The organism is Afipia clevelandensis ATCC 49720, assembly GCF_000336555.1.
GTDB classification, from domain to species: Bacteria; Pseudomonadota; Alphaproteobacteria; order Rhizobiales; family Xanthobacteraceae; genus Afipia; species Afipia clevelandensis.
Genome location: NZ_KB375281.1, coordinates 1999704 through 2022216, shown reverse-complemented (window position 1 = coordinate 2022216; position 22513 = coordinate 1999704). Strand labels below are relative to the sequence as shown.

Sequence of the window (22513 nt, the reverse complement as noted above, 5' to 3'; positions counted from 1 at the left end):
GACGATGTCATGAGCAGCCCCGACATCATTCTCAAGCTCTCCAATATCGAAAGCTACTATGGGCCGATCATGGCCATTCGGGGCATCAGCCTTGAAGTGCCGCGCGGCAAGATCGTGACGCTGCTCGGCGCCAACGGCGCGGGCAAGACCACGGTGCTGAAGACCATCTCCGGGATTCTCGATCCGCAGAAAGGCTCCATCGAGTTCAAAGGCCAGCCGATCCAGCGCATGGAAGCGGACCGGATCGTGCGCCTCGGTTTGAGCCATGTGCCCGAAGGCCGTGAGGTGTTTCCGTTTCTCAGCGTGCGCGAGAACCTGATGATGGGGGCGTATCCGCGCAAGGATCGCGATGGCGTCGCTGCGGATCTGGAGCGGGTCTACGGCTATTTCCCGCGCTTGCGCGAGCGCATCAACCAGCCGGCGGGACAACTGTCAGGCGGCGAGCAGCAGATGCTGGCCATCGGCCGCGCGCTGATGAACCGCCCGACCTTGCTGTTGCTGGACGAGCCTTCGCTCGGCCTGTCGCCGATCCTGGTGAAAGAGATTTTCACCATCATCAGGCGTGTGAATGAAGAGCAGGGCATGTCGATCCTGCTGGTGGAGCAGAATGCGAAGGTCGCGCTGGAAACGGCGCACTATGGCTATGTGCTGGAAATCGGCCGCGTGGTGATGAACGACACCTGCGAACGGCTGATGCAATCGCAGGATATTCAGGAATTCTACCTCGGCGCCAAGGAAGACGGCGCGCGGGGCGAGCGCCGCTGGAAGAAAAAGAAGACCTGGCGCTAAGAAATTGGCGATAGGCGCGGCAGACTGAAAGCCTGGCGGAAAGACCGGGCGGAAAAGAACAGGAGAGAACGCACGCTGCCTGACACGCGGCGAGGACAGGGAGCGAGCTATGGCGAGACCCGCAGTGATGACCGTCGCGGACACCATCGCGAAGAGTTTTCTGCTGGCGGTTGAAACGCGCGGCGACAAGCCGGCGATCCGGGAGAAGCATCTTGGCGTCTGGCAGTCGACGAGCTGGCGGCAATGGCTGCAGACGGCCAAGGAGATCGCCTACGCGCTCGATGCCTCGGGCTTCAGGCCCGGCGATGTCGCATCCATCATCGCCAATGCCACGCCGGAGTGGGTGTTCGCCGATATCGGCGTGCTTTGCGCGGGCGGCGTCTCGTCCGGAATCTATCCGACAGACTCGGCCTCCCAGGTCGAATACCTGATCAACGACTCGCGGACGAAAGTGATTTTCGCCGAGGATGACGAGCAGCTCGACAAGATTCTGGCCTGCCGCGCGCGTTGCCCGACGCTTGAGAAGATCGTCGTGTTCGACATGGAGGGCCTGAGCGGCTTCAGCGATCCGATGGTGATGTCGCTGGACGAATTCATGGCGCTGGGCCGCAATCACATGCAGGGCCGCGAGGCGCTGTGGAACCAGATGATCGAAAGCCGCGGCCCGAACGATCTGGCCATTCTGGTCTATACCTCCGGCACCACCGGCCCGCCGAAAGGCGCGATGCATTCCAATCGAAGTGTCGTGCATCAGATGCGCTATGCCGATCATCTGCTGGTGCCGACCGATCACGAGGAGCGGCTGGTGTTCCTGCCGCTGTGCCATGTCGCCGAGCGGATCGGTGGTTACTATCTGTCCATCGCGGTCGGCTCGATCATGAATTTCGCGGAAAGCCCGGAAACGGTGCCGGACAATCTGCGCGAGGTGCAGCCGACGGCATTTCTCGCCGTGCCGCGTATCTGGGAGAAATTCTATTCGGCCATCACCATCGCCCTGAAGGACGCGACGCCGTTCCAGCAATGGATGTACCGTCACGCGCTTGCCATCGGCCAGCGTCTGACCGACTACAGGCTGGAGGGTGAGACGCCGCCGCTGCATCTGCGTCTGGCGGGCCAGGCAGCTTACTGGCTGGTGTTCCGCAACATCCGCCGCATGCTCGGGCTCGACCGCGTCCGCATCGCCTTCACCGGCGCCGCGCCGATCTCGCCGGACCTGATCCGCTGGTATCTCGCCATCGGCCTCGACATGCGCGAGGTCTATGGCCAGACCGAAAACTGTGGCGTGGCGACGCTGATGCCGAACGAACGCATCAAGCTCGGCTCGGTCGGCAAGGCCGCGCCGTGGGGCGAAGTCATGATCTGCCCGAAGGGAGAAATCCTTATCAAGGGCGATTACCTGTTCATGGGCTATCTGAACCAGCCGGAAAAGACCGCCGAGACCATCGACGAGAAGGGCTGGCTGCATACCGGAGATGTCGGCACCATCGACAACGAGGGTTTCGTCAAGATCACCGACCGGATGAAGGACATCATCATCACCTCCGGCGGCAAGAACATCACGCCGTCGGAAATCGAGAATCAGTTGAAGTTCTCGCCGTATATCTCGGACGCCGTGGTGATCGGCGACAAGCGGCCGTATCTGACGTGTCTTGTGATGATCGACCACGAAAATGTGGAGAAGTTTGCGCAGGACTACGACATTCCGTTCACCAATTACGCGAGCCTGTGCCGCGCCCCGGAGATACAGGATCTCATCAGGAAGGAAATCGAGGCGGTCAACGTCAACTTCGCGCGGGTCGAAACCATCAAGAAATTCCACCTGATCGAGAGGCAACTGACGCCCGAGGACGAAGAACTGACGCCGACCATGAAGCTGAAGCGCAGTTTCGTGAACAAGTCCTACGCAGCGGAAATCGACGCAATGTATCGGGCAGGGGCGATGGCATAGGCGCGCCGGTCATTGCGCACACGATGAAAAGCATTCCGCGGCCCGAAAGGGCCGTCCAACGGCGAAGATAACAAGGCCCGGCCTTCGCTGAACATGGGCCAACAGAGAGGAGACCGTTATGTCGAAATCGTTCAAGGCGTTGGGCCTTGCGGTGGGGGCGCTCGCGCTGACCCAGTCGCCGGCCTTCGCACAGACCAAGGTGACAAATGAGGGCATCTCGCCGGCCGAGATCGTGGTCGGCTCGCATCAGGATCTGTCCGGCCCGATCAAGGGCTGGGGTGTGCCGGTGGCCAACGGCATGAAGATGGCGACCGATGAAATCAACGCCGCCGGGGGTATCAATGGCCGCAAGATCAAGCTCATCATTGAGGACAGCGGCTACGATCCAAAGCGCGCGGTGCTGGCGTCGCAGAAGCTGATCGAGAAGGACAAGATTTTCGCCATGGTCGGTCCGATGGGCTCGCCCACCGTGCTGGCCGCACAGGACATCCTGTTCGATGCAGGCGTGCTGCAGCTCTTCCCGCTGACGGCGGCGGAGTTCACCTTCAAGTTCGATCCGGCGAAACCGCAGGAGCGGCTGAAGTTCAACAACATCCTGCCCTATGTGGAGAGCACGCGCGCCGCGCTCAAGTACATGGTCGAGACGAAGAAGTTCGCAAAGCCATGCATCATGCATCAGGATGACGAATACGGAAAAAGCGTGCTCGACGGTTTCAATCAGCAACTCACGGCGATGAAGATCACGCCGGCGTCGATCACAAGCTACAAGCGCGGCGCGTCGGATTTCAGCGCTCAGGTCGCCAAGATGAAGTCCGACGGCTGCGATCTCGTCGTGCTCGGCACGGTGATCCGCGAAACCATCGGCGCGATGGCGGAAGCCAAGAAGCTGGGCTGGGACGTTACGTTCCTCGGCGCCACGCCGACCAACGTGCTCGAAGTGCCCGCGCTCGGCAAGGATGCCGTTGAGGGTCTCTATGCCGCTGCCGGTTTCGAGATTCCCTATGCCGACACGGCGAAGGGCAAGGTCAAGGACTGGCTGGACAACTACAAGAAGGCCTTCGGCTCCGACGCAAACACCCAGGCGATCATCGGCTACAACGCGATGATGACTTTCGCGCACTACGTCAAAAAGGCAGGAAAGGACCTGACCGGCCAGAAGGTGCTCGATGCGATGGAATCCGGCGACGTGTTCCAGGACATCTTCTCTTCGCCGCCGACCAAGTTCTCCAAGACCAACCATCTTGCGAGCACGGTGACGCAGGTCCAGCAGGTCAAGGGCGGCCGCTGGGTGCTGGTCAAGGAAGGCCTGATGTTCTGAGCGAACCGCTCTGAATGGCATCGCGTGCGCGGGTTGCCCGCGCACGCGATTTTATTTACGGTCCGGCTCAAACTCGAGAGCCAACAAGCCCCAAAGCCCGATGACCATTGAAAGCGCGATCAAGGCCAGCGTCACGCGCTGGTTTCCGGGAGCCGCAGGCATGGATCGGCTGGCTCAACTGTCCGGCGGCGCCAGCCAGGAAACCTGGTCGTTCAGCGTCCTGCATCCCGAAGGAGATATCGCGGTCATTCTGCGCCGTGCGCCGCCGGGCTATGGCGCCGCGCCTGGCCGTGCCGCCGGTCTCGACGCCGAAGCGGTGCTGATGCAGCAGGCCTATGAAGCCGGAATTCCGTCGCCGCGGGTGCGCTACGTCTTGCAGCCGGAGGATGGCCTCGGCAGCGGCTTTGTCATGGACCGCGTCGAGGGCGAAACCATCCCGCGCAAGATTTTGCGCGACCCCGAGTTTGCGCCAGCGCGCAACATATTGGCGGGGCAACTCGGCAAGATCGTTGCGGGCATTCATGCGCTGGACAAGGCGCGTCTGCCGAAACTGCGGCTGATGACGGTCGCGAGTGAACTCGATGATCTGACGGCGGAATACCAATCGTTCGACTGGCCGCGCCCGGTGTTCGATCTGGCGCTGCGCTGGTTGCGCGACCATACGCCGGCGACGTCCGGCACGGTGACGCTGGTGCATGGCGATTTCCGTCACGGCAATCTCATTATCGGCCCCGAGGGCGTTCGTGCGGTGCTGGACTGGGAATTGGCGCATTTTGGCGATCCGATGGAAGACCTTGGCTGGATCTGCGTGAACTCCTGGCGCTTCGGCGAGATCGACAAGCCGGTCGGCGGCCTCGGGTCGCGTGAGGATTTGTTTGCGGCGTATGAATCTGCGTCCGGCCGTCCGGTCGATGTCGCGCGGGTGATGTTCTGGGAGACGCTGGGCACGCTGCGGTGGGGAATCATGTGCTGCGGCATGATGCAGCGGTTTCGCGCCGGCCCCGATCATTCCATGGAACGCGCCATGATCGGCCGCCGCGCCTCGGAAACCGAGATCGACCTGTTGCGGTTGCTCGCCCCGCGCAGCGGCGGATGATGCGAAAAACTTGCCCTCGGGCTCGCCCCGAGGGCGAGGAGCGGTTTTCGGACAACGTCATGCGCCAACGATAAGTTGGGAGGATGTGTGGATGCAGGATCAACCGACACCGGCCGAACTGATCAACGCGGTCGCGGACTTTCTCCGCAACGACGTCGCGCCGAAGCTGTCCGGTCACACCGCGTTCAAGCTGCGCGTCGGCCTCAACGCGCTCGATCTTGTGGTGCGTCAGTTCACCCTTGAGGCATCCGGCGATGCGGCCGAGCTTGAGCGGCTTTCAAAGCTGCTCGGCAAGACCGGCTCGCTGGAAGACTTGAATCGTTTGCTGTCCGCGCGGATCGCCAGCGGCGAGGTTGGTTTTGATACGCCGGGACTGACCGAGCATGTCTGGCAGACCACCATGGACAAGCTGGCCATCGACCAGCCGAACTATGCGTCCTACCGGCGGGAGCGGGAGGGCAAGCAATGCTAACCGTCATTGCGAGGAGCGACGCGACGAAGCAATCTATATCTTCAAGAAAGATGGATTGCTTCGCTTCGCTCGCAATGACAATGACGTTGAATTGGTATTCCGGTCGATGGTGGATTACCGCCCCTTCCACTGCGGCGGGCGCTTTTCCGCAAAGGCCTTCGGACCTTCGACATAATCTTCCGACGCGGCGAGTGCCTTCACGGCGGGATAGTCGAATTGTTCCGCCAGCGCCTGCTCCAGCGATGCGCCGAGGCCACGGTGCATCGCCTGCTTCGAGGCCCGGATCGACATCGGGCCGTTCTGCAAAATGAGATTGGCCCAGCGCTCGGCGCCCGCGAGGGCCTCGCCCTTCGGCACGACCTCGTTGACGAAGCCAAGCTCCAGGCCTTCCTTCGCGGAGACATGACGCCCGGTGAGGATCATGCCCATGGCGCGCTTGAGGCCGATGAGACGCGGCAGGCGATGCAGACCGCCGGCCAGCGCGGCGAGACCGACGCGCGGCTCGGGCAGGGCGAAGGTGGCGTTCTCCGATGCAATGATGAGGTCGCAGGCCAGCGCGATCTCAAAACCGCCGCCCATGGCCACGCCATTGACCGCGGCGATGATCGGCTTGTCGCAGTCAAACCGGTGGGTGAGGCCGGCAAAGCCGCTGGTGTCCCAGCCGCGCTGGCCGCCCTGCGCCTGCCACTTCAGATCATTGCCTGCTGAGAACGCCCGGTCGCCCGCGCCGGTGACGATGGCGATCCACTGGTCCGGGTCCTTGTTGAATTCGTCAAAAACGCGATGCATTTCAAAGTGCATCGGCGAATGCACGGCATTCATCACCTCGGGACGGTTGAGCGTGATGACGGTGAGCGGACCCTTGCGGTCCACCTTGGCGAATTCATAGGCCATGGACGTTTCCTCAGACGTTTCTTGCGCTGCGTTGCAACATTTGCGCGATGTTGTCGTGCGCGAAATAGACCAGCAAACAAGCCGTTTCACAATTTAATTAAGCGCTTGACTAACGCCTCCGCGCTTATCTTAATTCGCCATCCGTTGCGGCTGTCATTGGCAGCATAACGCAAGGCAAACAAGCCGATGGACGTCCGGGAGTTGCGCGTTGGATTTCTCGCTGCCTGATGACCTGACTGCGTATCTCGCCGAGCTTGATGGATTCATCGAGCAAACCATCAGGCCGCTGGAGCAGCGCGACGACAACATCCGCTTTTTCGATCATCGCCGCGAATGGGCGCGAACGGATTTCGACAACGGCGGCCTGCCGCGTCATGAATGGGAAGACCTGCTGCGTCAGGCAAAGACCCTCGCCGACAAGGCCGGGCATCTGCGCTTCGCGATTCCCAAACGCTATGGCGGCAAGGATGGCTCCAATCTCTGGATGGCAGTGATCCGCGAGCATTTCGCCGCCAAGGGACTCGGTTTGCACAACGACCTGCAGAACGAGCACTCCATTGTCGGCAACTTTCCGCTGGTCACCATGCTGGATCGCTACGGCCGCGACGACCAGAAGGCGATGATCGAAGGCTCGCTCACCGGCAAGTACCGCATCACCTTCGGCCTGACCGAGCCGGACCACGGCTCCGACGCCACCCACATGGAAACGACCGCCGTGCAGGCCACGCGCGATGGCGTCAGCGGCTGGGTCATCAACGGCGAGAAGATGTGGACCACGGGCATGCATGTCGCCACCCACTGCGCGACGTTCGCGCGCACGTCGGGCAACGATGGCGATGCGCGGGGTATTACCTGCTTTCTCGTTCCGGCGAATACGAAAGGCGTGAAGGTCGAGGAATATCTCTGGACCTTCAACATGCCGACCGATCACCCGCGCGTCAGCTTCACCGACGTGTTCGTGCCGGACGCTGCGCTGTTCGGCGAAGTCGGGCGCGGCCTGTCGCTGGCGCAGTGCTTTGTGCATGAGAACCGGATTCGTCAAGCGGCAAGCTCGCTCGGCGCGGCGGTCTACTGCATCAACGAGAGCGTGCACTATGCGCGCGAGCGCAAGCCGTTCGGCCATGCGCTGTCGGAAAATCAGGCGATCCAGTTTCCGCTGGTGGAGCTTGCAACGCAGGCGGAGATGCTGCGGCTCCTGATCCGCAAGACAGCGTGGGAAATGGACCGCATGACCCAGGCCGAGGTCGAGCACCGGCTGTCCGACAAGGTGTCGATGTGCAATTTCTGGGCGAACCGGCTGTGCTGCGAGGCGGCGGATCGCGCCATGCAGGTGCATGGCGGCATGGGCTATTCGCGGCACAAGCCGTTCGAGCATATCTACCGCCATCACCGGCGCTACCGCATCACCGAGGGCAGCGAGGAAATCCAGAAGCGAAAGGTCGCCGGATTTCTGTTCGGCTATATGGGCGCGGGGAAAATCGCGACACCGGAGAAGGCCCGCTAATCAATCACAAGAGGCGAACAATCGCCCGTGAAACATGCTTTGGGAGAAAACGATGCGCAAGTCGCCGTGCGGCCGCTCCGAGCGGTTCATGCTGATCAGTTCAGAGCGCGTGTTCTATGCCGGTCTGCACGGCAATCCGTCGGTGCGGACGCTCGGTGCACTTACGATCTGCGTCCCGGTCTATGGGACCGCGCGTCTCGAAATCGCCGGTGAAGCGCCGCGCACTGGCGAGATATTCGCGATTCCGGCTTATGTGCCGCACAGGATCACCGCCGAGTCGCGCGAAAAGCTCGGCCTTCTGATCGAGCCGGAATCGGTCTGCGACGAAGATCTCGCCGAAATCATTCGCCAGTGCAACGATCCCGCCACGGCGGGCCAAATCGCGGCGCGCTTTCGTGAAATCTACGCAACCATGGCGCTCGGCGGCACCGGCGGCTTCACGTCCGCTGACTTCGACCAGATTTTCCTCAACCGGCGCTTGAGGCCGCGCGAACTCGATACGCGCATTTCGGAGGTTGTTTCACGGTTCCAGGCCAGGCCATCGAGCAACATTTCGGGCGATGACTGCGCAACCGATGTGCGGCTGTCGCTGTCGCGCTTCCTGCATCTGTTCAAGGATGAGACCGGGATGAACTTCAAGACCTTCCGCGCATGGAAGCGGGGGCGCAACATCCTGCATCACGTGAATGTCGAGCGGAATCTGGCGCATTTCGCGCTCGATGCTGGCTATCCGGATTCGACGCACTTCAGCCATTCGCTGCGCCGGATCTACGGGCTGAAGCCGACCGCGCTGTTTTCCGGCTCGCGCCGGCTGCAAATCATCAACGGGCGCGATGTCGCGAGCGATCTGACTGGGATGCGGGCCTAGGTTGCAGCCGGGACTCGCGGCGCGACGCCTTGCTCCGCACTGGCGCGGTCCTGCGCGGCGATGGCCTTGCGGAAGCCCTCGCGCTGCTTGAGCCGCTCCCAATAGGCGGCAACGGCATGCGTGAACTGCGCCGACAGTCCGTTGGACTGCGCGAACATCAGGGCATAGCCGACGGAAATGTCCGCTGCCGTGAAACGCCCGGCGCAGACCCACTCCGATTCCGCGACCGTCGTCTCCAGCGACCGCAGGCGGGCGAGGAACCAGCGCGCGTAGTCGGCTGCGGCCTGCGGATTTTTCTTCTCGTCGGGCTCAAGCTGGGAATAGCGAAAGTAGATGGTTTGCGGGAAGGTCAGTGTGGCCTCGCCGAAGAACAGCCAGTTCAGGTAGGCGCCATAGGCGGGTTCATCGACCGCGACATTGATCGGCGTCGGGCCATACTTCGTCGCAAGATAAAGGCAGATCGCTGACGATTCCGTCATCCGCGTGTCGCCGTCGATCAGGAACGGGATGGTGCCGAGCGGATTTAACTCAAGATACTCCCGCTTCAGGAAACGCGGCGGGAAGGGCAGCATCTTCAGCTCATAGGGGATGCCGATTTCTTCCAGCGTCCATAGCGGACGAAACGAGCGCGCACTCGAACAGTGATACAGCGTGATCATGGCGGTCTATCCTTGAAATGTCCGGCGTTATACAGCGCGGATCAATATCCAACGCAAGCGCTTACTGTTCGGGCAACGTGCCCATGTATTTGCAGAGGATGCTCAACATCACCTCATCGGCGCCGCCCCCGATGGAGGTGAGCCGCCGGTCGCGATAGGCGCGGCTGACGCGGGTTTCGTTCATGAAGCCCATGCCACCCCAGTATTGCAGGCAGGCGTCGGGAATTTCGCGGCCCAGCCGTCCGGCCTTCAGCTTGCCCATGGTCGCCAGCGGCGTCACGTCGTTTCCCGCGATGTATTCCTCGCAGGCGCGATAGAGCAGGGAGCGCAGCAGTTCGACCTCGGTCTTCAGTTCGGCGAGGCGGAAGTGGATCACTTGGTTGTCGAGCAGCGGCTTGCCGAACGCCTTGCGCTGGCGCGTATAGTCGATGGTCTCGTCGATGGTCTTTTCGTGCGACTTCAGGCAGGCGGCGATCGCCCACATCCGCTCCTCCTGAAACTGCATCATCTGGTAGGTGAAGCCCTTGCCTTCCTCGCCGATGCGGTGACGTTTCGGCACGCGCACGTCGGTGAATTTGATTTCGGCGGTGTCCGAGCAGTGCATCCCCATCTTGTCCAGCTTGCGCAGCACCTCGACGCCCTTGGTCTTCATCGGCAGGCAGATCAGCGACTTGTTGCGATGAACGGGACCTTCGCCGGTATTGGCAAGCAGGCACATCCAGTCGGCCTGGGTACCGTTGGTGATCCACATCTTGCCGCCGTTGATGATGTAGTCGTCGCCGTCGGAGCGGGCAGTGGTCTTGATCGAGGCGACGTCCGAGCCTGCGCCGGGTTCGGACACGCCGATGCAGGCCACCATGTCGCCCGCGATGGATGGCGCAAGGAATTCACGCTTCATCTCGTCCGAGCCGAACCGCGCCAGCGCGGGTGTCGCCATATCGGTCTGCACACCGATCGACATGCCGACGCCGCCGGCGTTGATCGCGCCGAGTTCTTCGGCCATCACCATGCCGTAGCTGTAATCAAGGCCCGCGCCGCCATATTCCACCGGCTTGCACAGGCCGAGCAGGCCGAGGTCGCCCATCTTCTTGAACACCTGATGCGCCGGATAGATTCCCTCGCGCTCCCATTGATCGACGTGCGGGTTGATCTCGTTTTTGATGAACTGCTGCATGGTGCGGCGGATGCCGTCGTGTTCCTGCGTGAACTGCATTGCGTTTCCTGATGTTTTCTTCTGTTCTCAAAGTCCCATCTGGCGGCTCGCCAGATCCTTCATGATTTCCTCGGTGCCGCCGCCGATGGCATTGACCTTCACCTCGCGGTAGATGCGCTCGACTTTCGGCCCCCGCATAAAGCCCGCGCCGCCGAAAATCTGCACCGCTTCGGACGCGCAATAGGCCATGGTCTGCGTCGCCTGGTTCTTGCACATGCAGACCTCAGCCACGGGATTGTCGCCTTGCTCCAGCCGCCAGATCAGCATTTCCAGCATCGCCTGCGTGGCCGCCACGCGTTGCGCCATATCCACGATCTTGTGGCGGATCACCTGATGATCAGCGAGGCGCTTACCGAAGGTTTTTCGCTCGCGCGCATAGGCGATGGCCTCTTCGACGCAGACCCGTGCGAAGCCGGTGCAACCCGCCGCGAGGCCTAGCCGCTCGCTGTTGAAGTTCTTCATGATCAGCTTGAAACCGGCGTTCTCGGTGCCGATCAGGTTGCCGGCGGGCACGCGGCAGTCGTCGAAATAGAGCGTCGCCGTATCGGACGCCCACCAGCCCATCTTCTTCAAAGGCGTGCGCGAGAAGCCGGGCGTATCGCGTTCGATCAGCAGCAGGCTGACGCCCCCCGCGCCGTCGCCGCCTGTGCGCACGGCGACAGTGTAGTGGTCCGCGCGCATGCCGGAGGTGATGAAGGTCTTTTCGCCCTTGACCACGTAATGGTCGCCGTCGCGCCGTGCGGTGGTGCGCAGGCTGGCAACATCCGAGCCGCCGCCGGGTTCGGTGATGGCGAGCGCCGAGATTTTCCGGCCTGCCAGAATGTCCGGCAGCACCCGCGCTTTCAGTTCGTCTGACCCGCCATAGACGATGGGCGGCGCGCCGATGGTGTGACTTTTCAGGCTGGCGCTTATACCGCCTGCGCCTGCGCGGGCCAGTTCCTGCGCCGCGATCATGGACATGAAGCGGTCGCAGGGCACGCCGCCATATTCCTCCGGGAAGCCGAGCTGCAACAGGCCGATGGAGGCCGCCTTCAGATAAAGCTCGCGGGGGAATTCCCCGGCTTCGTCCCATTGCGCTGCAAAAGGCTCGATTTCGGTCGTCACAAAGCGCCGCAGCATGTCGCGGAACGCCAGGTGTTCCGGGGTCAGAAAAGGGCTGGCCGGTTCATCTACGAACCGTTCCGGGGCATTCATCGGCATCCTCCGTATCCACGAAGTTATGGCCCGTTCTTGCGGCGCAGACTTGCGTTAAGCCGTCACGCCCGGAAAATTGTGGCAAGGCCAGCTAGTTTTCACAAGACGCTGGCAGACCGGCCTTTTATCGTTGGGAGCAATCGCACGATCGAACCTCGAGGACCCGGAATGGACAAGGCCGTCGTCACCTGCGCGCTCAATGGCGTGCTGACCAATCCCAAGCAGCATCACGTCCCGGTCACGCCGGAGGAAATGGCGCGGGAGGCCAAGGCGGCGTATGACGCGGGCGCTTCGGTCATGCACATGCATCTGCGGCGGCAGGAGCCGGATCAGGGGCACATCCCGTCATGGGACGTGAACCTGTCGAAGGAAGTTCAACAGGCGATCCGCGAGGCATGCCCCGGCGTTATCATCAACCACACCACCGGCGTCAGCGGCCCCAACTATCAAGGCGCGCTGGATTGCGTGCGCGAGACCGCGCCGGAAATGGCGGCCTGCAACGCCGGGTCACTGAACTACCTCAAGGTGAAGGCTGACGGTTCCTGGGCCTGGCCGCCGCATGTGTTCGACAATCCGCCGGACAAGATTCAGAAATATCTCGACGTGATGAAGATCACAAAGACGCTGCCGGAATTCGAGTGCTTCGATGTCGGCATCGTGCGCAGCGTGGCGATGTACAAGCAGAACGGCATGTATTCCGGCCCGCTCGAGTACAATTTCGTCATGGGCGTCGCCTCCGGCATGCCGGCCGATCCCGACCTGCTGCCGATCCTGCTGAAGCTGAAGCTCTCCGATTCCAACTGGAGCGTTACTGCCATCGGCCGCGAGGACATCTGGCCGCTGCATCAGCGCTGCGCCGAACTCGGCGGCCATCTGCGCACCGGCCTCGAAGACACGTTCTATCTCGGTGACGGCACCAAGGTGACCTCGAACGGGCAATTGATCGAGGGCATCGTCAAATGCGCGCGGAACGCGGGCCGCGAGATCGCCTCCCCCGCCGAAGCGCGGAAAATTCTCAAGCTGATGCATTGAGTCGAAGCGGACAATAAAGAGCCGCAGGCTGAGACAGGGAGATGACGTCATGAGCGATTTGACCGCAACGGGCGGCGTGCCCGGCCCCGGGCGTATCGGGCGCGTGGCTGTGGGCGATATCCTGCGCCGCGCCGCCAAGCGATTTCCCGACCGCATCGCGCTGACCGACGGGGCGCGTCAGGTGACCTTCACCGAGGTCGATCACGATGCCAACCGCTTCGCGAACTATCTCCTCGCGCGCGGCCTCAAGCCCGGCGAGAAAATTTCGACCATCTGCAACAACTCGGTCGAATTCGTCAAAGCGCTGTTCGGGATTCACCGTGCCGGTCTGGTCTGGGTGCCGATCAACACCATGCTCGGGCCGGGCGACATGGATTACATCCTCGGTCATGCCGAGGTCCGCTTCGCGCTGATTGACGACAACCTGCATGCCCAGCCGGAGCGGCGCGCGGCGCTGGAAAAGCGCGGTGTTGATTTGATCGCGGTCGATCTCACCGGCAAGGCAAAGGAGCAGGGCCTCGAAAGTTTCAACGATCTGATCAAGGGGCAATCGGACGTCGAGCCGGAGATCGCGTTCGACGACCGCGATCTCGCGATGATCATCTACACCTCGGGAACCACATCGCGGCCCAAGGGCGCGATGCACTGCCATCTCGCGGTCGTGATGGCGGCGATGAGCAACGCCATCGAAATGCATCTTGACCGCAACGACGGCATCAGCGGGCAATTTCCATTGTTCCACTGCGCGGCCCATGTCCTGCTGCTGACCTATCTGTCGGTCGGCGGGAGAATGGCGATCATGCGTGGGTTCGATCCGGTCGCCTGCATGGAGGCTATCCAGCGCGACAGGCTGACCATCTTCATCGGCCTGCCCGCGATGTATCAGGCGATCCTCGAACATCCGCGCCGCAAGGAGTTCGATCTTTCGACCCTGCGCACCTGCGTCTACACCATGGCGCCGATGCCGCGTCCATTGCTGGAGCGCTGCATCGCTGAGCTGTGTCCGACCTTCGTGCAGCCGAGCGGCCAGACCGAAATGTATCCGGCGACCACCATGTCGCAGCCGAATCGGCAACTCGCGCGCTTCGGAAATTACTGGGGCGAGTCCATGATCGTCAACGAGACCGCGATCATGGACGACGATGGCAATCTGTTGCCGCCCGGACAGGTCGGCGAGATCGTCCATCGCGGGCCGAACGTGATGATGGGTTACTACAAGGACCCCGAAGCCACGGCGGCAGCGCGGAAATTCGGCTGGCACCATACCGGCGATCTGGCGCTGATCGACGAGCACGGTGAAGTCTTGTTCATCGACCGCAAGAAGGACATGATCAAGTCCGGCGGGGAGAACGTTGCCTCGGTCAAGATCGAGGAAACGCTGCTCGCGCATCCCGAGGTGGTGAGCGCCGCGGTGGTCGGCCTGCCGCATCCGCAATGGGGCGAGGCGGTGTCGGCTTTCGTCAAATTGAAACCCAACGCGCAGGCGCGCGAGACGGACATCATCGAGCATTGCCGCAAGACGCTCGGCGGATTCCAGATCCCGAAGCTGGTGCGGATTCTGGATGAGATGCCGATGACCGCCACCGGCAAGCTGCGCAAGGTCGAACTGCGCCAGCAGTTCGTCGATCATTTCAACACGACATCGGCGGCCTGAAAGCAAAGTTATCCATGGCGGTAATCGAGAATTCCATTTCGCCCACAAGCGAAAGCTATCAGGCCAATCGCGCGGGAATGCTGGCGCAGATCGCGCGGGTCAATGCCGTGGTGGGGCGGACCGTCGCGGCTTCCGAACTATCCAAGAAGCGGTTCCACGAGCGCGGGCAGTTGCTGCCGCGCGAGCGCATCGCGCTGCTGCTCGATGCCGGCGCGCCGTTCCTCGAACTCTCGGCGTTGGCTGGATATTGTCTGGATACGCCCGACCCCGAGAAAAGCATTCCCGGCGGCGGCACCATCGCGGGGATTGGTTTCGTCTCAGGCGTGCGTTGCATGGTGACCGCGAGCGATTCCGGAATCGAGGCCGGATCGCTGCAGCCGATGGGTCTCGACAAGCGGCTGCGTTCGCAGGAGATCGCGCTGGAAAACAAGCTGCCGTCGGTTCAGCTTGTGGAAAGCGCGGGCGCGAACCTGATGCGGTACCGCGTCGAGGATTTCATTCGCGGCGGAACGACATTTCGCAATCTCGCCTTGCTCTCTGCTGCGGGACTGCCGGTGATCACGGTCACGCATGGCTCATCCACAGCCGGCGGCGCGTACCAGACCGGTCTGTCCGACTACATCGTGATGGTGCGCGGGCGCACGCGCGCGTTCCTCGCGGGGCCGCCGCTGCTGAAGGCGGCAACAGGCGAAATCGCCACCGAGGAAGAGCTCGGCGGTGCGGAGATGCACACCAGCATTTCCGGCCTCGGCGATTATCTCGCCGAGGACGACCGCGAAGCGCTCGGCATCGCGCGGCAGATCGTGGCCGATCTCAATTGGGATCGCGCGCAGCCCGCAAGCGATGAAGAATCGCGTGCGCCTCTTTACGATGCGGAAGAACTGCTCGGCATCATGCCGATGGACCACAAGCGGCCCGTCGACATGAAACAGATCATCGCGCGCATTCTCGACGGTTCGGAATTCCTGGAGTTCGGCGCGAACTACGGACCTGCGACGGTCTGCGGCCACGGCCGCATCGGCGGCCACGCCATCGGCATCATCACCAACAACGGCCCACTGGACCCGAGCGGCGCCAACAAGGCGACCCATTTCATTCAGGCCTGCTGCCAGTCGCGCACGCCGATCCTGTATCTGAACAACACCACGGGCTACATGGTCGGCAAGGCTTACGAGGAAGCCGGCATGATCAAGCACGGATCGAAGATGATCCAGGCCGTGACCAACGCCACGGTCCCGCAGATCACCATCTATTGCGGTGCGTCGTTCGGTGCCGGAAATTACGGCATGTGCGGACGCGGCTTCCATCCGCGCTTCTGTTTCTCGTGGCCGAACGCGAAAACCGCGGTGATGGGCGGCGAGCAGGCGGCGGAAACCATGGCGATCGTCGCGGAGGCGGGCGCGGCGCGGAAGGGCAAGCCGATGGACCCGGCGAAATTGCAGGAGATGAAATCGCGCATCATCAATGTTTTTGACGGCCAGATGGACGTGTTCGCCACCAGCGGGCGGCTGCTCGATGACGGGGTGATTGATCCGCGCGACACGCGGGCTGTGCTCCAGAACGTGCTGGCAATCTGCCGCGAGGCTGAGCAGCGCAATCCGCAGAAAGTCCAGTTCTCGGTGGCGCGGCCATGAACGCTATGACAAGCGAAGTGAAGCTGACGCCGTTCCGGAAAATCCTGATCGCCAATCGCGGCGAGATCGCCCTGCGCGTGATGCGCACGGCCAGGCGCATGGGCTACGAGACCGTCGCGGTCTATTCGACCGCCGACGCGAATGCCCGTCACGTCCGCGAGGCGGGTCAGGCGGTTTGGATCGGTGAATCGCAGCCTTCTCAGTCCTATCTGCGGATCGACGCCATCGTGGCTGCCGCGAAGGCGAGCGGCGCGGATGCCGTGCATCCCGGCTACGGATTCCTCGCGGAGAATGCGGATTTCGCCAAAGCCTGCCGCGAGGCGGGGCTTGTCTTCATCGGCCCGTCACCCGAAGCGATCCACGCCATGGGCAACAAGGCGGGCGCGAAGGACATCATGCAGAAGGCGGGCGTGCCCTGCGTGCCGGGCTATCAGGGCGAGGATCAGAGCGACGCCACGATGCTCACGGCTGCGAAGCGCATCGGCTTTCCGGTGATGATCAAGGCGGTGGCTGGCGGTGGCGGGCGCGGCATGCGGCTTGTGGCGGAAGACGCCGCATTTCCGGATGCGCTGCGCGCCGCGCGCTCCGAAGCGCAGAATGCGTTCGGCGATCCGAATGTGATTCTTGAGCGCGCGATCATCCAGCCGCGTCACATCGAGATTCAGGTATTCGGGGATCGTCATGGCAACGCCATCCATCTTGGCGAGCGCGATTGCTCGGTGCAGCGCCGCCATCAGAAGCTGATCGAGGAGGCGCCATCGCCAGCGGTGTCGCCGGACTTGCGCGAACGTATGGGCGCGACGGCTGTCGCCGCCGTCAGGGCGATCAATTACGAAGGAGCCGGAACGCTGGAATTCCTGCTGGATAACACCGGCAACTACTACTTCATGGAAATGAACACGCGGCTGCAGGTCGAGCATCCGGTGACGGAGGCGATCACCAGCCTCGATCTGGTCGAACTGCAGTTGCGCGTCGCCAGCGGCGAGCCATTGCCGCTGAAGCAGGAGGACGTCAAGTTTTCCGGCCATGCCATCGAGGTGCGCCTCTGCGCTGAGGACGCCGCGCATAATTTCATGCCGCAGTCGGGGACGATGCTGCGCTGGCATGCACCATCGGATTTGCGTGTGGAAGATGCGCTGGAATCCGGCGGCGAGATTCCACCGTTCTACGATTCGATGATCGCCAAGGTCATCAGCCATGGCGCGAGCCGTGGCGAGGCGCGGCGGAAGCTGATCGCCGGTCTCGATCGCATGACGGCGCTGGGCGTCACCACAAATCAGTCTTTCCTTGCGCGTTGCCTTGATCACCCGGCATTCGCGGCGGGGCAGGCGACCACCGCTTTCATCGCGGAACACTCCGCCGAGCTGTTGTCACCGCAACCCGGCGATGGGCTTCATGCCGCCGTCGCCGCGCTGCTGGTGCATGCCGCGTCCATCGGGCGGGTTCATGTTCAGCAGGGACTGGGCCTCGCACATGGCTATCCGATCCCGATGCGCTTTCACCTCGACGGCCATGTCATCGAGCCGACCGTGCGGCGCGAGCGCGGCGATCTCTTCAAGGTCGGGCTAGCGGATAGCGAATACACATTAGCGCTCGGGACGCGCGACGGCGATGTGCTGCACTTCACCAGCGACGGCGTTCTCGGCTTTGCAACCTTCGTTCGCGACGGTGGGAACCTCTGGTTTAGCCTCAACGGCGTCACGTCTCATGTGCGCGACCTGTCCCATATGGCTGTGATGAAGGCCGGTGCGGCGGGATCAGACGGCAAGCTGCGCGCTTCCATGAACGGGCGTGTGGTGTCGGTGCTGGCCATGGCCGGGGACATTGTCACTGCCGGCGCACCGGTGATTGTGCTGGAAGCCATGAAGATGCAGCATGTGCATGTGGCGCCGGTGTCGGGCAAGCTCACCGCGCTGAATGCCGCGGAGGGCGATCAGGTCACCACCGGCTTTGTGGTCGCGGAGATCGAGGCCGCGCAGGACGCCGCTTGAGGAGTACAGGGAATGTCTGACGCACCGGTTTTGCACGAGAAGCGCGGCCATGCCTTCTGGATCACGATCAACCGGCCCGAGAAGCGCAATGCACTGAATGGGTCGGTCATCGCGGGGATTGTCGATGGTTTCCGCCGCGCGCATGAAGATAATGACGTGCGCGTGATCGTGCTGACCGGCGCGGGCGACAAGGCGTTCTGTGCGGGTGCCGATCTGCAGCCTGGCGCGGGCTTCGCGTTCGATCTCTCCCAGCCCAATCTCGCCTATGCCGACATGCTGCGCACGGCGCAGAATGCCACCAAGCCGACCATTGCCCGCATCAATGGCGTCTGCATGGCGGGCGGCATCGGTCTTCTGTGCATGACCGACATGGCGGTGGCGGCAGATAATGTGATGTTCGGTCTGCCGGAGGTGAAGGTGGGTGTGTTTCCGATGCAGGTGCTGAGTCTGCTGCAAGCCATCGCGCCGCCGCGTTTGGTGCGTGAGTGGTGTTTCACCGGCGAACCGTTCACGGCAAGCGAGGCGCAGGACGCGGGGCTGCTCAATCATGTGGTCCCTGCCGCTGAACTCGACGCCAAGGTGGAATGGCTGGTCGGACGCCTCACCGACAAGTCACCAACCGCGATCCGCCGTGGCAAGTATGCGATGCGCGCGCTGGCATCGATGTCGTTCGATCAGGGGATTGCCTATACCGAATCGCAGATTGCGGTGCTGGCCATGACTCAGGATGCGAAGGAGGGCCTCGCGGCGTTTGCGGAGAAGCGTAAGCCGGTCTGGACCGGGAAGTAGTGCGATGGGCAAGGTCTGGATCGAAGCGGCGCTGAACGGCCCGTGGACCCGCGCCAAGCAGCCGGGCATTCCTGTTGCCGTCGAAGCCATCGTTGCGGACGGCATTGCGTGTGCGGAAGCGGGCGCGGCCATCATTCACGCTCATGCCTATGATGTGACAACGGGCCGTCAGAGGGACGACTGGGAGATTTACGCGCGCATCATCGAGGGCATCCGCGCCACGGTGGATGTGATCGTCTATCCGACCATTCCAAGCCCGGGATTGGGACAGGAGCAGAACACCAATCGCTTCGGGCACACGCTGGAGCTGGCCAAGCGCGGCCTGATCGAATGGGCGGTGATCGATCCCGGCTCGGTGCATATTTCGCGGTTTGACGATCTTGCCCATGGCGGCGTCTACGCGAACCCGCACGAGGATATCATGGAGGGGATGCGGATCGCCCGCGCTCACAATGTCCATCCGAGTTATGCTGTCTATGAGCCCGGTTTCACACGGCTTGGCGCAGCGCTGGCAGCAATTGCGCCGCCATCACCGACGCCGATCTATCGCTTCATGTTTTCGGATGAGTTCGCCTGGGGCTTTCCTCCGCGCGAAAAGTATCTCGATATCCATCTGGACTTGCTTGCGGAGACAACGCCCGGCGCGCCATGGATGATCGCGGGCCTCGGCGTCGATATCACGTCGCTGATCCCGCATACCGTTGCGCGCGGCGGTCATGTGCGTGTGGGGCTGGAGGATGCGCTGTGGGGCGATCCGAGGACCAACGAGGCCTTGGTGAAGGATGCCGTGAAACGGGTTCGCGCCGCAGGCGGCGAACCGGCGACGACGGCTGAGGTGAGGCGGGAGTTGAAGGAGATAGATATTGAGCGGGGAGCGTCATCCTGAGGTGCGAGCGCTTGCGAGCCTCGAAGGATGACCTGTAGGTTCGTGCCATCGCTCTTCGAGGCTTGGCGGCGTTGCCGCCGGCGCACCTCAGGGTGACGGCATTCGGTATATCTTCGCCGCTTAACGCCCCTTGAACACCGGCTTGCGCTTCTCCATGAAGGCGGCGCGGCCTTCCTTGTAGTCCTCGCTCTTGAAGCAGGCGTCGACCATGTCCTCGCAGCGCTTCATGTCGCGCTTGAGTTCGTCCTTGCAGGCTTCTCCGACGATGAACTTGATCGAATCCACCGTCAGTGGTGCGTTGGCGGCGATGGTGGTGGCGTAGTCCTTGACGTAAAATTCAAGTTCGCCGTTCTCGACCACGCGGTTGACGAGGCCCATCTCGACCGCCTCCATTGCGTCGAACAGCCGTGCGGTGAAGAAGATTTCCTTGGTGAAGGAGGGGCCGACCACATCCATCAGCCGCTTCACGCCCGGATAGCCGTAGCCGAGGCCGAGTTTGGCGGCGGGCACGGCGAAGCGTGCATCTTCTGAGGCGATGCGCAGATCGCAGCAGCTCGCAATGCCCATGCCGCCGCCGACGCAGAAGCCGCGGATCATCGCAATGGTCGGCTTGGGAAATTCATGGACGCTGGCATAGGCGGCTTCCACCGCGTCGTTGTATTTCCTGACGCCTTCCTCGCTCGCGCGTTCGTCGCCGAATTTGGAAATGTCCGCGCCTGCGACAAAGGCCTTGTCGCCCGCGCCCGCCAGCACCACGACGCGGATGCTGTCGTCCTGCGCGTATTGCGTCATCAGCGCCGTGCATGCTTCCCACATCTCCAGCGACATGGCGTTGCGCCGCTCCGGATTGTTGAAGATCACATAGCCGACGTTGCCGTCCTTGCGCGAGATCACCTTGTCGGTCGAAGCCATGGGCATATCCTTAAAGTTCAGACGACCTTGCTCTGCTGGAGCGAGGCGATTTCCTGTTCACTGAATCCGAATTCTGTCAGCACATCACGGGTCTGCTCGCCGACGAGCGGCGGCCGCGCGGCCATGCGGCTGGGCGTGCGCGAGAGCGTGAAGGGCTGGCCGACGAGTTGTTTGCCGCTATCGGGCAAAGGCTGCGCGATGCCCAGATGCTTCACTTGCGCATCGTCGAACACTTCATTGATGGAATAGATTGGCCCGCAGGGCACGCCGGCCCTGTTGAGGATTTCGATCCACTCTTGCGTGGGACGCTTTGCCATATAGGTGCCAATGGCGGCGTTGAGTGCGTCACGATTCTTCGAGCGCAGCGCGATGGTCGCGTAATCGGGATGCGTCAGCAGGTCAGGGGCGTCGATCGCCTGCGCGAAGCGCGCCCAGATCGCGCCGCCTGTGGTGGCGATGTTGATGAAGCTGTCCGCAGTCTTGAACACGCCGGTCGGAATGCTGGTCGGATGATTGTTTCCCGCCTGTTGCGGCACATCGCCATCGACCAGCCAGCGCGCGGCCTGGAAATCGAGCATGAAGATCTGCGCCTGCAGCAGCGAGGTCTGCACCCACTGGCCTTCGCCGGAGACGTCGCGCTCCAAGAGCGCTGTCATGATGCCGAGCGCGCAGAAGAGTCCCGCGGTGAGATCGGCGACGGGAATGCCGGCACGCACCGGGCCTTGCCCGGGCAGGCCGGTGATCGACATCAGCCCGCCCATGCCCTGCGCGATCTGGTCGAAGCCCGGACGTTTGGCATAAGGCCCGTCCTGGCCGAAGCCGGAAATGCTGGCATAGACAAGGCGCGGATTGATCGCGCGCATGCTCTCATACTCGATGCCGAGCTTCGACTTCACATCGGGACGGAAATTTTCGACAATGACATCGGCTTTCGCGGCGAGCCGCTTGAACACCTCAAGTCCCTTCGGGTCCTTCAGGTTCAGCGTCATCGCGCGCTTGTTGCGATGAAGATTCTGGAAGTCCGGGCCGTGACGCGGACCGCCCGGCTGTTCGCTGTCGGCGAGGTCGGTCGGCGCCTCGATCTTGATGACATTCGCGCCCCAATCCGACAACTGGCGCACGGCGGTCGGCCCGGAGCGTATCCGGGTCAGATCCAGCACGGTGAAGCGCGACAGGGCGGACGAGGCGCGTGGAAACGTCATCAATCTCTCCGGGGAGATTATCCTGCGTTGCCGACAAGGCCCGCGGCGGCGATGCCGGCAAGGGCGGCGGATTCGTCGTTGTCGGAGGTGTCGCCGCTGATGCCGATAGCGCCGAGCAGGTTGCCGTCCTTGTCATTGATGAGGACGCCGCCCGGAACGGGGACCAGCGCGCCGCGCGCCATGGTGTTGATGGCGTCGACGAAATACGGCTGCTCGTTGGCGCGCTTGAAGATCGCGCGCGAGCCCATGCCCAGCGCCAGCGCGCCATAGGCCTTGCCGTGGGCGACGTCGCCACGCAGCAGGCTGGTATTGTCTTCCGCCACGAAGGTCTTGAGGGTGCCGCGCGCATCGAGGATCGCGATCGCCATCGGCTTCAGCTTCATTTCGCGGCACTTGGCGAGGGCGGCGTCGGAAATCTTGCGGGCAACGTCGAGGGTCAGGGCGGTCATCATGTGTCC

Annotated in this window: 20 protein-coding genes; 13 read left to right on the top strand and 7 right to left on the bottom strand. The window is 62.6% G+C overall.

Annotation, left to right across the window (positions count from 1 at the left end; all coding sequences use genetic code 11):
- Positions 1–9: 9 nt before the first annotated feature.
- The 5 genes from HMPREF9696_RS09670 to HMPREF9696_RS09650 all read left to right on the top strand — a co-directional run bounded on the left by HMPREF9696_RS09670 (position 10) and on the right by HMPREF9696_RS09650 (position 5623).
- Complete coding sequence (locus HMPREF9696_RS09670; protein ID WP_002712808.1) at positions 10–789, top strand: ABC transporter ATP-binding protein; 780 nt, start codon at positions 10–12, stop codon at positions 787–789.
- A gap of 109 nt (positions 790–898) precedes the next feature.
- Positions 899–2737: an AMP-dependent synthetase/ligase gene (locus tag HMPREF9696_RS09665; RefSeq protein WP_002712807.1), complete on the top strand. Its 1839-nt coding sequence runs from the start codon at positions 899–901 to the stop codon at positions 2735–2737.
- A 118-nt stretch (positions 2738–2855) separates the two neighbouring features.
- Positions 2856–4055, top strand: coding sequence for an ABC transporter substrate-binding protein (locus HMPREF9696_RS09660; protein ID WP_002712806.1), 1200 nt, complete (start codon positions 2856–2858; stop codon positions 4053–4055).
- A gap of 100 nt (positions 4056–4155) precedes the next feature.
- Complete coding sequence (locus tag HMPREF9696_RS09655; RefSeq protein WP_002712805.1) at positions 4156–5151, top strand: phosphotransferase family protein; 996 nt, start codon at positions 4156–4158, stop codon at positions 5149–5151.
- A 91-nt stretch (positions 5152–5242) separates the two neighbouring features.
- Positions 5243–5623, top strand: coding sequence for a DUF6285 domain-containing protein (locus tag HMPREF9696_RS09650; protein WP_002712804.1), 381 nt, complete (start codon positions 5243–5245; stop codon positions 5621–5623).
- Positions 5624–5737: 114 nt separating this feature from the next.
- Here HMPREF9696_RS09650 and HMPREF9696_RS09645 read toward each other — a convergent pair whose 3' ends face one another.
- Positions 5738–6517: an enoyl-CoA hydratase-related protein gene (locus HMPREF9696_RS09645; protein WP_002712803.1), complete on the bottom strand. Its 780-nt coding sequence runs from the start codon at positions 6515–6517 to the stop codon at positions 5738–5740.
- 208 nt (positions 6518–6725) lie between these two features.
- Here HMPREF9696_RS09645 and HMPREF9696_RS09640 point away from each other — a divergent pair, with 208 nt between their 5' ends.
- Positions 6726–8021 carry an acyl-CoA dehydrogenase family protein gene (locus HMPREF9696_RS09640; RefSeq protein WP_002712802.1) on the top strand — a complete coding sequence of 432 codons (1296 nt, stop codon included), beginning with the start codon at positions 6726–6728 and terminating at the stop codon, positions 8019–8021.
- Positions 8022–8073: 52 nt separating this feature from the next.
- Positions 8074–8889 (top strand): AraC family transcriptional regulator, encoded by an 816-nt coding sequence (locus HMPREF9696_RS09635; protein ID WP_002712801.1) that lies wholly within the window; start codon positions 8074–8076, stop codon positions 8887–8889.
- On the opposite strand, the gene HMPREF9696_RS09630 is transcribed toward HMPREF9696_RS09635, so the two are convergent.
- From HMPREF9696_RS09630 to HMPREF9696_RS09620, 3 genes are all read right to left on the bottom strand, one after another.
- Positions 8886–9548 (bottom strand): glutathione S-transferase family protein, encoded by a 663-nt coding sequence (locus HMPREF9696_RS09630; protein ID WP_002712800.1) that lies wholly within the window; start codon positions 9546–9548, stop codon positions 8886–8888. The two genes, HMPREF9696_RS09635 and HMPREF9696_RS09630, sit on opposite strands and share 4 nt — an antisense overlap.
- A 61-nt stretch (positions 9549–9609) precedes the next feature.
- The gene (locus HMPREF9696_RS09625; RefSeq protein WP_002712799.1) at positions 9610–10761 is read right to left on the bottom strand and encodes an acyl-CoA dehydrogenase family protein; all 1152 of its coding nucleotides are present in this window, start codon (positions 10759–10761) and stop codon (positions 9610–9612) included.
- A 27-nt stretch (positions 10762–10788) separates the two neighbouring features.
- Positions 10789–11955: an acyl-CoA dehydrogenase family protein gene (locus HMPREF9696_RS09620; protein ID WP_002712798.1), complete on the bottom strand. Its 1167-nt coding sequence runs from the start codon at positions 11953–11955 to the stop codon at positions 10789–10791.
- A gap of 168 nt (positions 11956–12123) precedes the next feature.
- Here HMPREF9696_RS09620 and HMPREF9696_RS09615 point away from each other — a divergent pair, with 168 nt between their 5' ends.
- Genes HMPREF9696_RS09615 through HMPREF9696_RS09590 form a run of 6 tightly spaced genes read left to right on the top strand, consistent with a single transcriptional unit; the run spans position 12124 to position 19941 of the window.
- The gene (locus tag HMPREF9696_RS09615; RefSeq protein ID WP_002712797.1) at positions 12124–12987 is read left to right on the top strand and encodes a beta-keto acid cleavage family enzyme; all 864 of its coding nucleotides are present in this window, start codon (positions 12124–12126) and stop codon (positions 12985–12987) included.
- Positions 12988–13036: 49 nt separating this feature from the next.
- Positions 13037–14641, top strand: a complete 1605-nt coding sequence (locus tag HMPREF9696_RS09610; protein WP_002712796.1) for an AMP-binding protein — start codon at positions 13037–13039, stop codon at positions 14639–14641.
- 14 nt (positions 14642–14655) lie between these two features.
- Entirely contained in the window at positions 14656–16275 is a 1620-nt protein-coding gene (locus HMPREF9696_RS09605) for an acyl-CoA carboxylase subunit beta (RefSeq protein WP_002712795.1), read from the top strand.
- Positions 16272–18266, top strand: coding sequence for an acetyl/propionyl/methylcrotonyl-CoA carboxylase subunit alpha (locus HMPREF9696_RS09600; protein WP_002712794.1), 1995 nt, complete (start codon positions 16272–16274; stop codon positions 18264–18266). Before HMPREF9696_RS09605 ends, HMPREF9696_RS09600 begins: the two co-directional genes overlap by 4 nt.
- A gap of 12 nt (positions 18267–18278) precedes the next feature.
- Positions 18279–19055, top strand: coding sequence for an enoyl-CoA hydratase/isomerase family protein (locus tag HMPREF9696_RS09595; RefSeq protein ID WP_002712793.1), 777 nt, complete (start codon positions 18279–18281; stop codon positions 19053–19055).
- Positions 19056–19059: 4 nt separating this feature from the next.
- Positions 19060–19941 carry a beta-keto acid cleavage family enzyme gene (locus tag HMPREF9696_RS09590; protein ID WP_002712792.1) on the top strand — a complete coding sequence of 294 codons (882 nt, stop codon included), beginning with the start codon at positions 19060–19062 and terminating at the stop codon, positions 19939–19941.
- A 120-nt stretch (positions 19942–20061) separates the two neighbouring features.
- Here HMPREF9696_RS09590 and HMPREF9696_RS09585 read toward each other — a convergent pair whose 3' ends face one another.
- Genes HMPREF9696_RS09585 through HMPREF9696_RS09575 form a run of 3 tightly spaced genes read right to left on the bottom strand, consistent with a single transcriptional unit; the run spans position 20062 to position 22504 of the window.
- A complete protein-coding gene (locus tag HMPREF9696_RS09585; protein ID WP_002712791.1) occupies positions 20062–20853 on the bottom strand; it encodes an enoyl-CoA hydratase in 792 nt (263 codons plus the stop codon).
- A 17-nt stretch (positions 20854–20870) separates the two neighbouring features.
- On the bottom strand, positions 20871–22055 hold the full coding sequence (locus HMPREF9696_RS09580; protein ID WP_002712790.1) for a CaiB/BaiF CoA transferase family protein: 1185 nt from the start codon (positions 22053–22055) through the stop codon (positions 20871–20873).
- A gap of 17 nt (positions 22056–22072) precedes the next feature.
- Positions 22073–22504 (bottom strand): GlcG/HbpS family heme-binding protein, encoded by a 432-nt coding sequence (locus HMPREF9696_RS09575; RefSeq protein ID WP_002712789.1) that lies wholly within the window; start codon positions 22502–22504, stop codon positions 22073–22075.
- Positions 22505–22513: the final 9 nt, after the last annotated feature.

Excerpts from the sequence above, each read along its gene's own strand:
- HMPREF9696_RS09670 (WP_002712808.1), top strand. The coding sequence starts at position 10 with ATGAGCAGCCCCGACATCATTCTCAAGCTCTCCAATATCGAAAGCTAC.
- HMPREF9696_RS09665 (WP_002712807.1), top strand. The coding sequence starts at position 899 with ATGGCGAGACCCGCAGTGATGACCGTCGCGGACACCATCGCGAAGAGT.
- HMPREF9696_RS09660 (WP_002712806.1), top strand. The coding sequence starts at position 2,856 with ATGTCGAAATCGTTCAAGGCGTTGGGCCTTGCGGTGGGGGCGCTCGCG.
- HMPREF9696_RS09655 (WP_002712805.1), top strand. The coding sequence starts at position 4,156 with ATGACCATTGAAAGCGCGATCAAGGCCAGCGTCACGCGCTGGTTTCCG.
- HMPREF9696_RS09650 (WP_002712804.1), top strand. The coding sequence starts at position 5,243 with ATGCAGGATCAACCGACACCGGCCGAACTGATCAACGCGGTCGCGGAC.
- HMPREF9696_RS09645 (WP_002712803.1), bottom strand. The coding sequence starts at position 6,517 with ATGGCCTATGAATTCGCCAAGGTGGACCGCAAGGGTCCGCTCACCGTC.
- HMPREF9696_RS09635 (WP_002712801.1), top strand. The coding sequence starts at position 8,074 with ATGCGCAAGTCGCCGTGCGGCCGCTCCGAGCGGTTCATGCTGATCAGT.
- HMPREF9696_RS09630 (WP_002712800.1), bottom strand. The coding sequence starts at position 9,548 with ATGATCACGCTGTATCACTGTTCGAGTGCGCGCTCGTTTCGTCCGCTA.
- HMPREF9696_RS09625 (WP_002712799.1), bottom strand. The coding sequence starts at position 10,761 with ATGCAGTTCACGCAGGAACACGACGGCATCCGCCGCACCATGCAGCAG.
- HMPREF9696_RS09620 (WP_002712798.1), bottom strand. The coding sequence starts at position 11,955 with ATGAATGCCCCGGAACGGTTCGTAGATGAACCGGCCAGCCCTTTTCTG.
- HMPREF9696_RS09615 (WP_002712797.1), top strand. The coding sequence starts at position 12,124 with ATGGACAAGGCCGTCGTCACCTGCGCGCTCAATGGCGTGCTGACCAAT.
- HMPREF9696_RS09610 (WP_002712796.1), top strand. The coding sequence starts at position 13,037 with ATGAGCGATTTGACCGCAACGGGCGGCGTGCCCGGCCCCGGGCGTATC.
- HMPREF9696_RS09605 (WP_002712795.1), top strand. The coding sequence starts at position 14,656 with ATGGCGGTAATCGAGAATTCCATTTCGCCCACAAGCGAAAGCTATCAG.
- HMPREF9696_RS09600 (WP_002712794.1), top strand. The coding sequence starts at position 16,272 with ATGAACGCTATGACAAGCGAAGTGAAGCTGACGCCGTTCCGGAAAATC.
- HMPREF9696_RS09595 (WP_002712793.1), top strand. The coding sequence starts at position 18,279 with ATGTCTGACGCACCGGTTTTGCACGAGAAGCGCGGCCATGCCTTCTGG.
- HMPREF9696_RS09590 (WP_002712792.1), top strand. The coding sequence starts at position 19,060 with ATGGGCAAGGTCTGGATCGAAGCGGCGCTGAACGGCCCGTGGACCCGC.
- HMPREF9696_RS09585 (WP_002712791.1), bottom strand. The coding sequence starts at position 20,853 with ATGGCTTCGACCGACAAGGTGATCTCGCGCAAGGACGGCAACGTCGGC.
- HMPREF9696_RS09580 (WP_002712790.1), bottom strand. The coding sequence starts at position 22,055 with ATGACGTTTCCACGCGCCTCGTCCGCCCTGTCGCGCTTCACCGTGCTG.
- HMPREF9696_RS09575 (WP_002712789.1), bottom strand. The coding sequence starts at position 22,504 with ATGACCGCCCTGACCCTCGACGTTGCCCGCAAGATTTCCGACGCCGCC.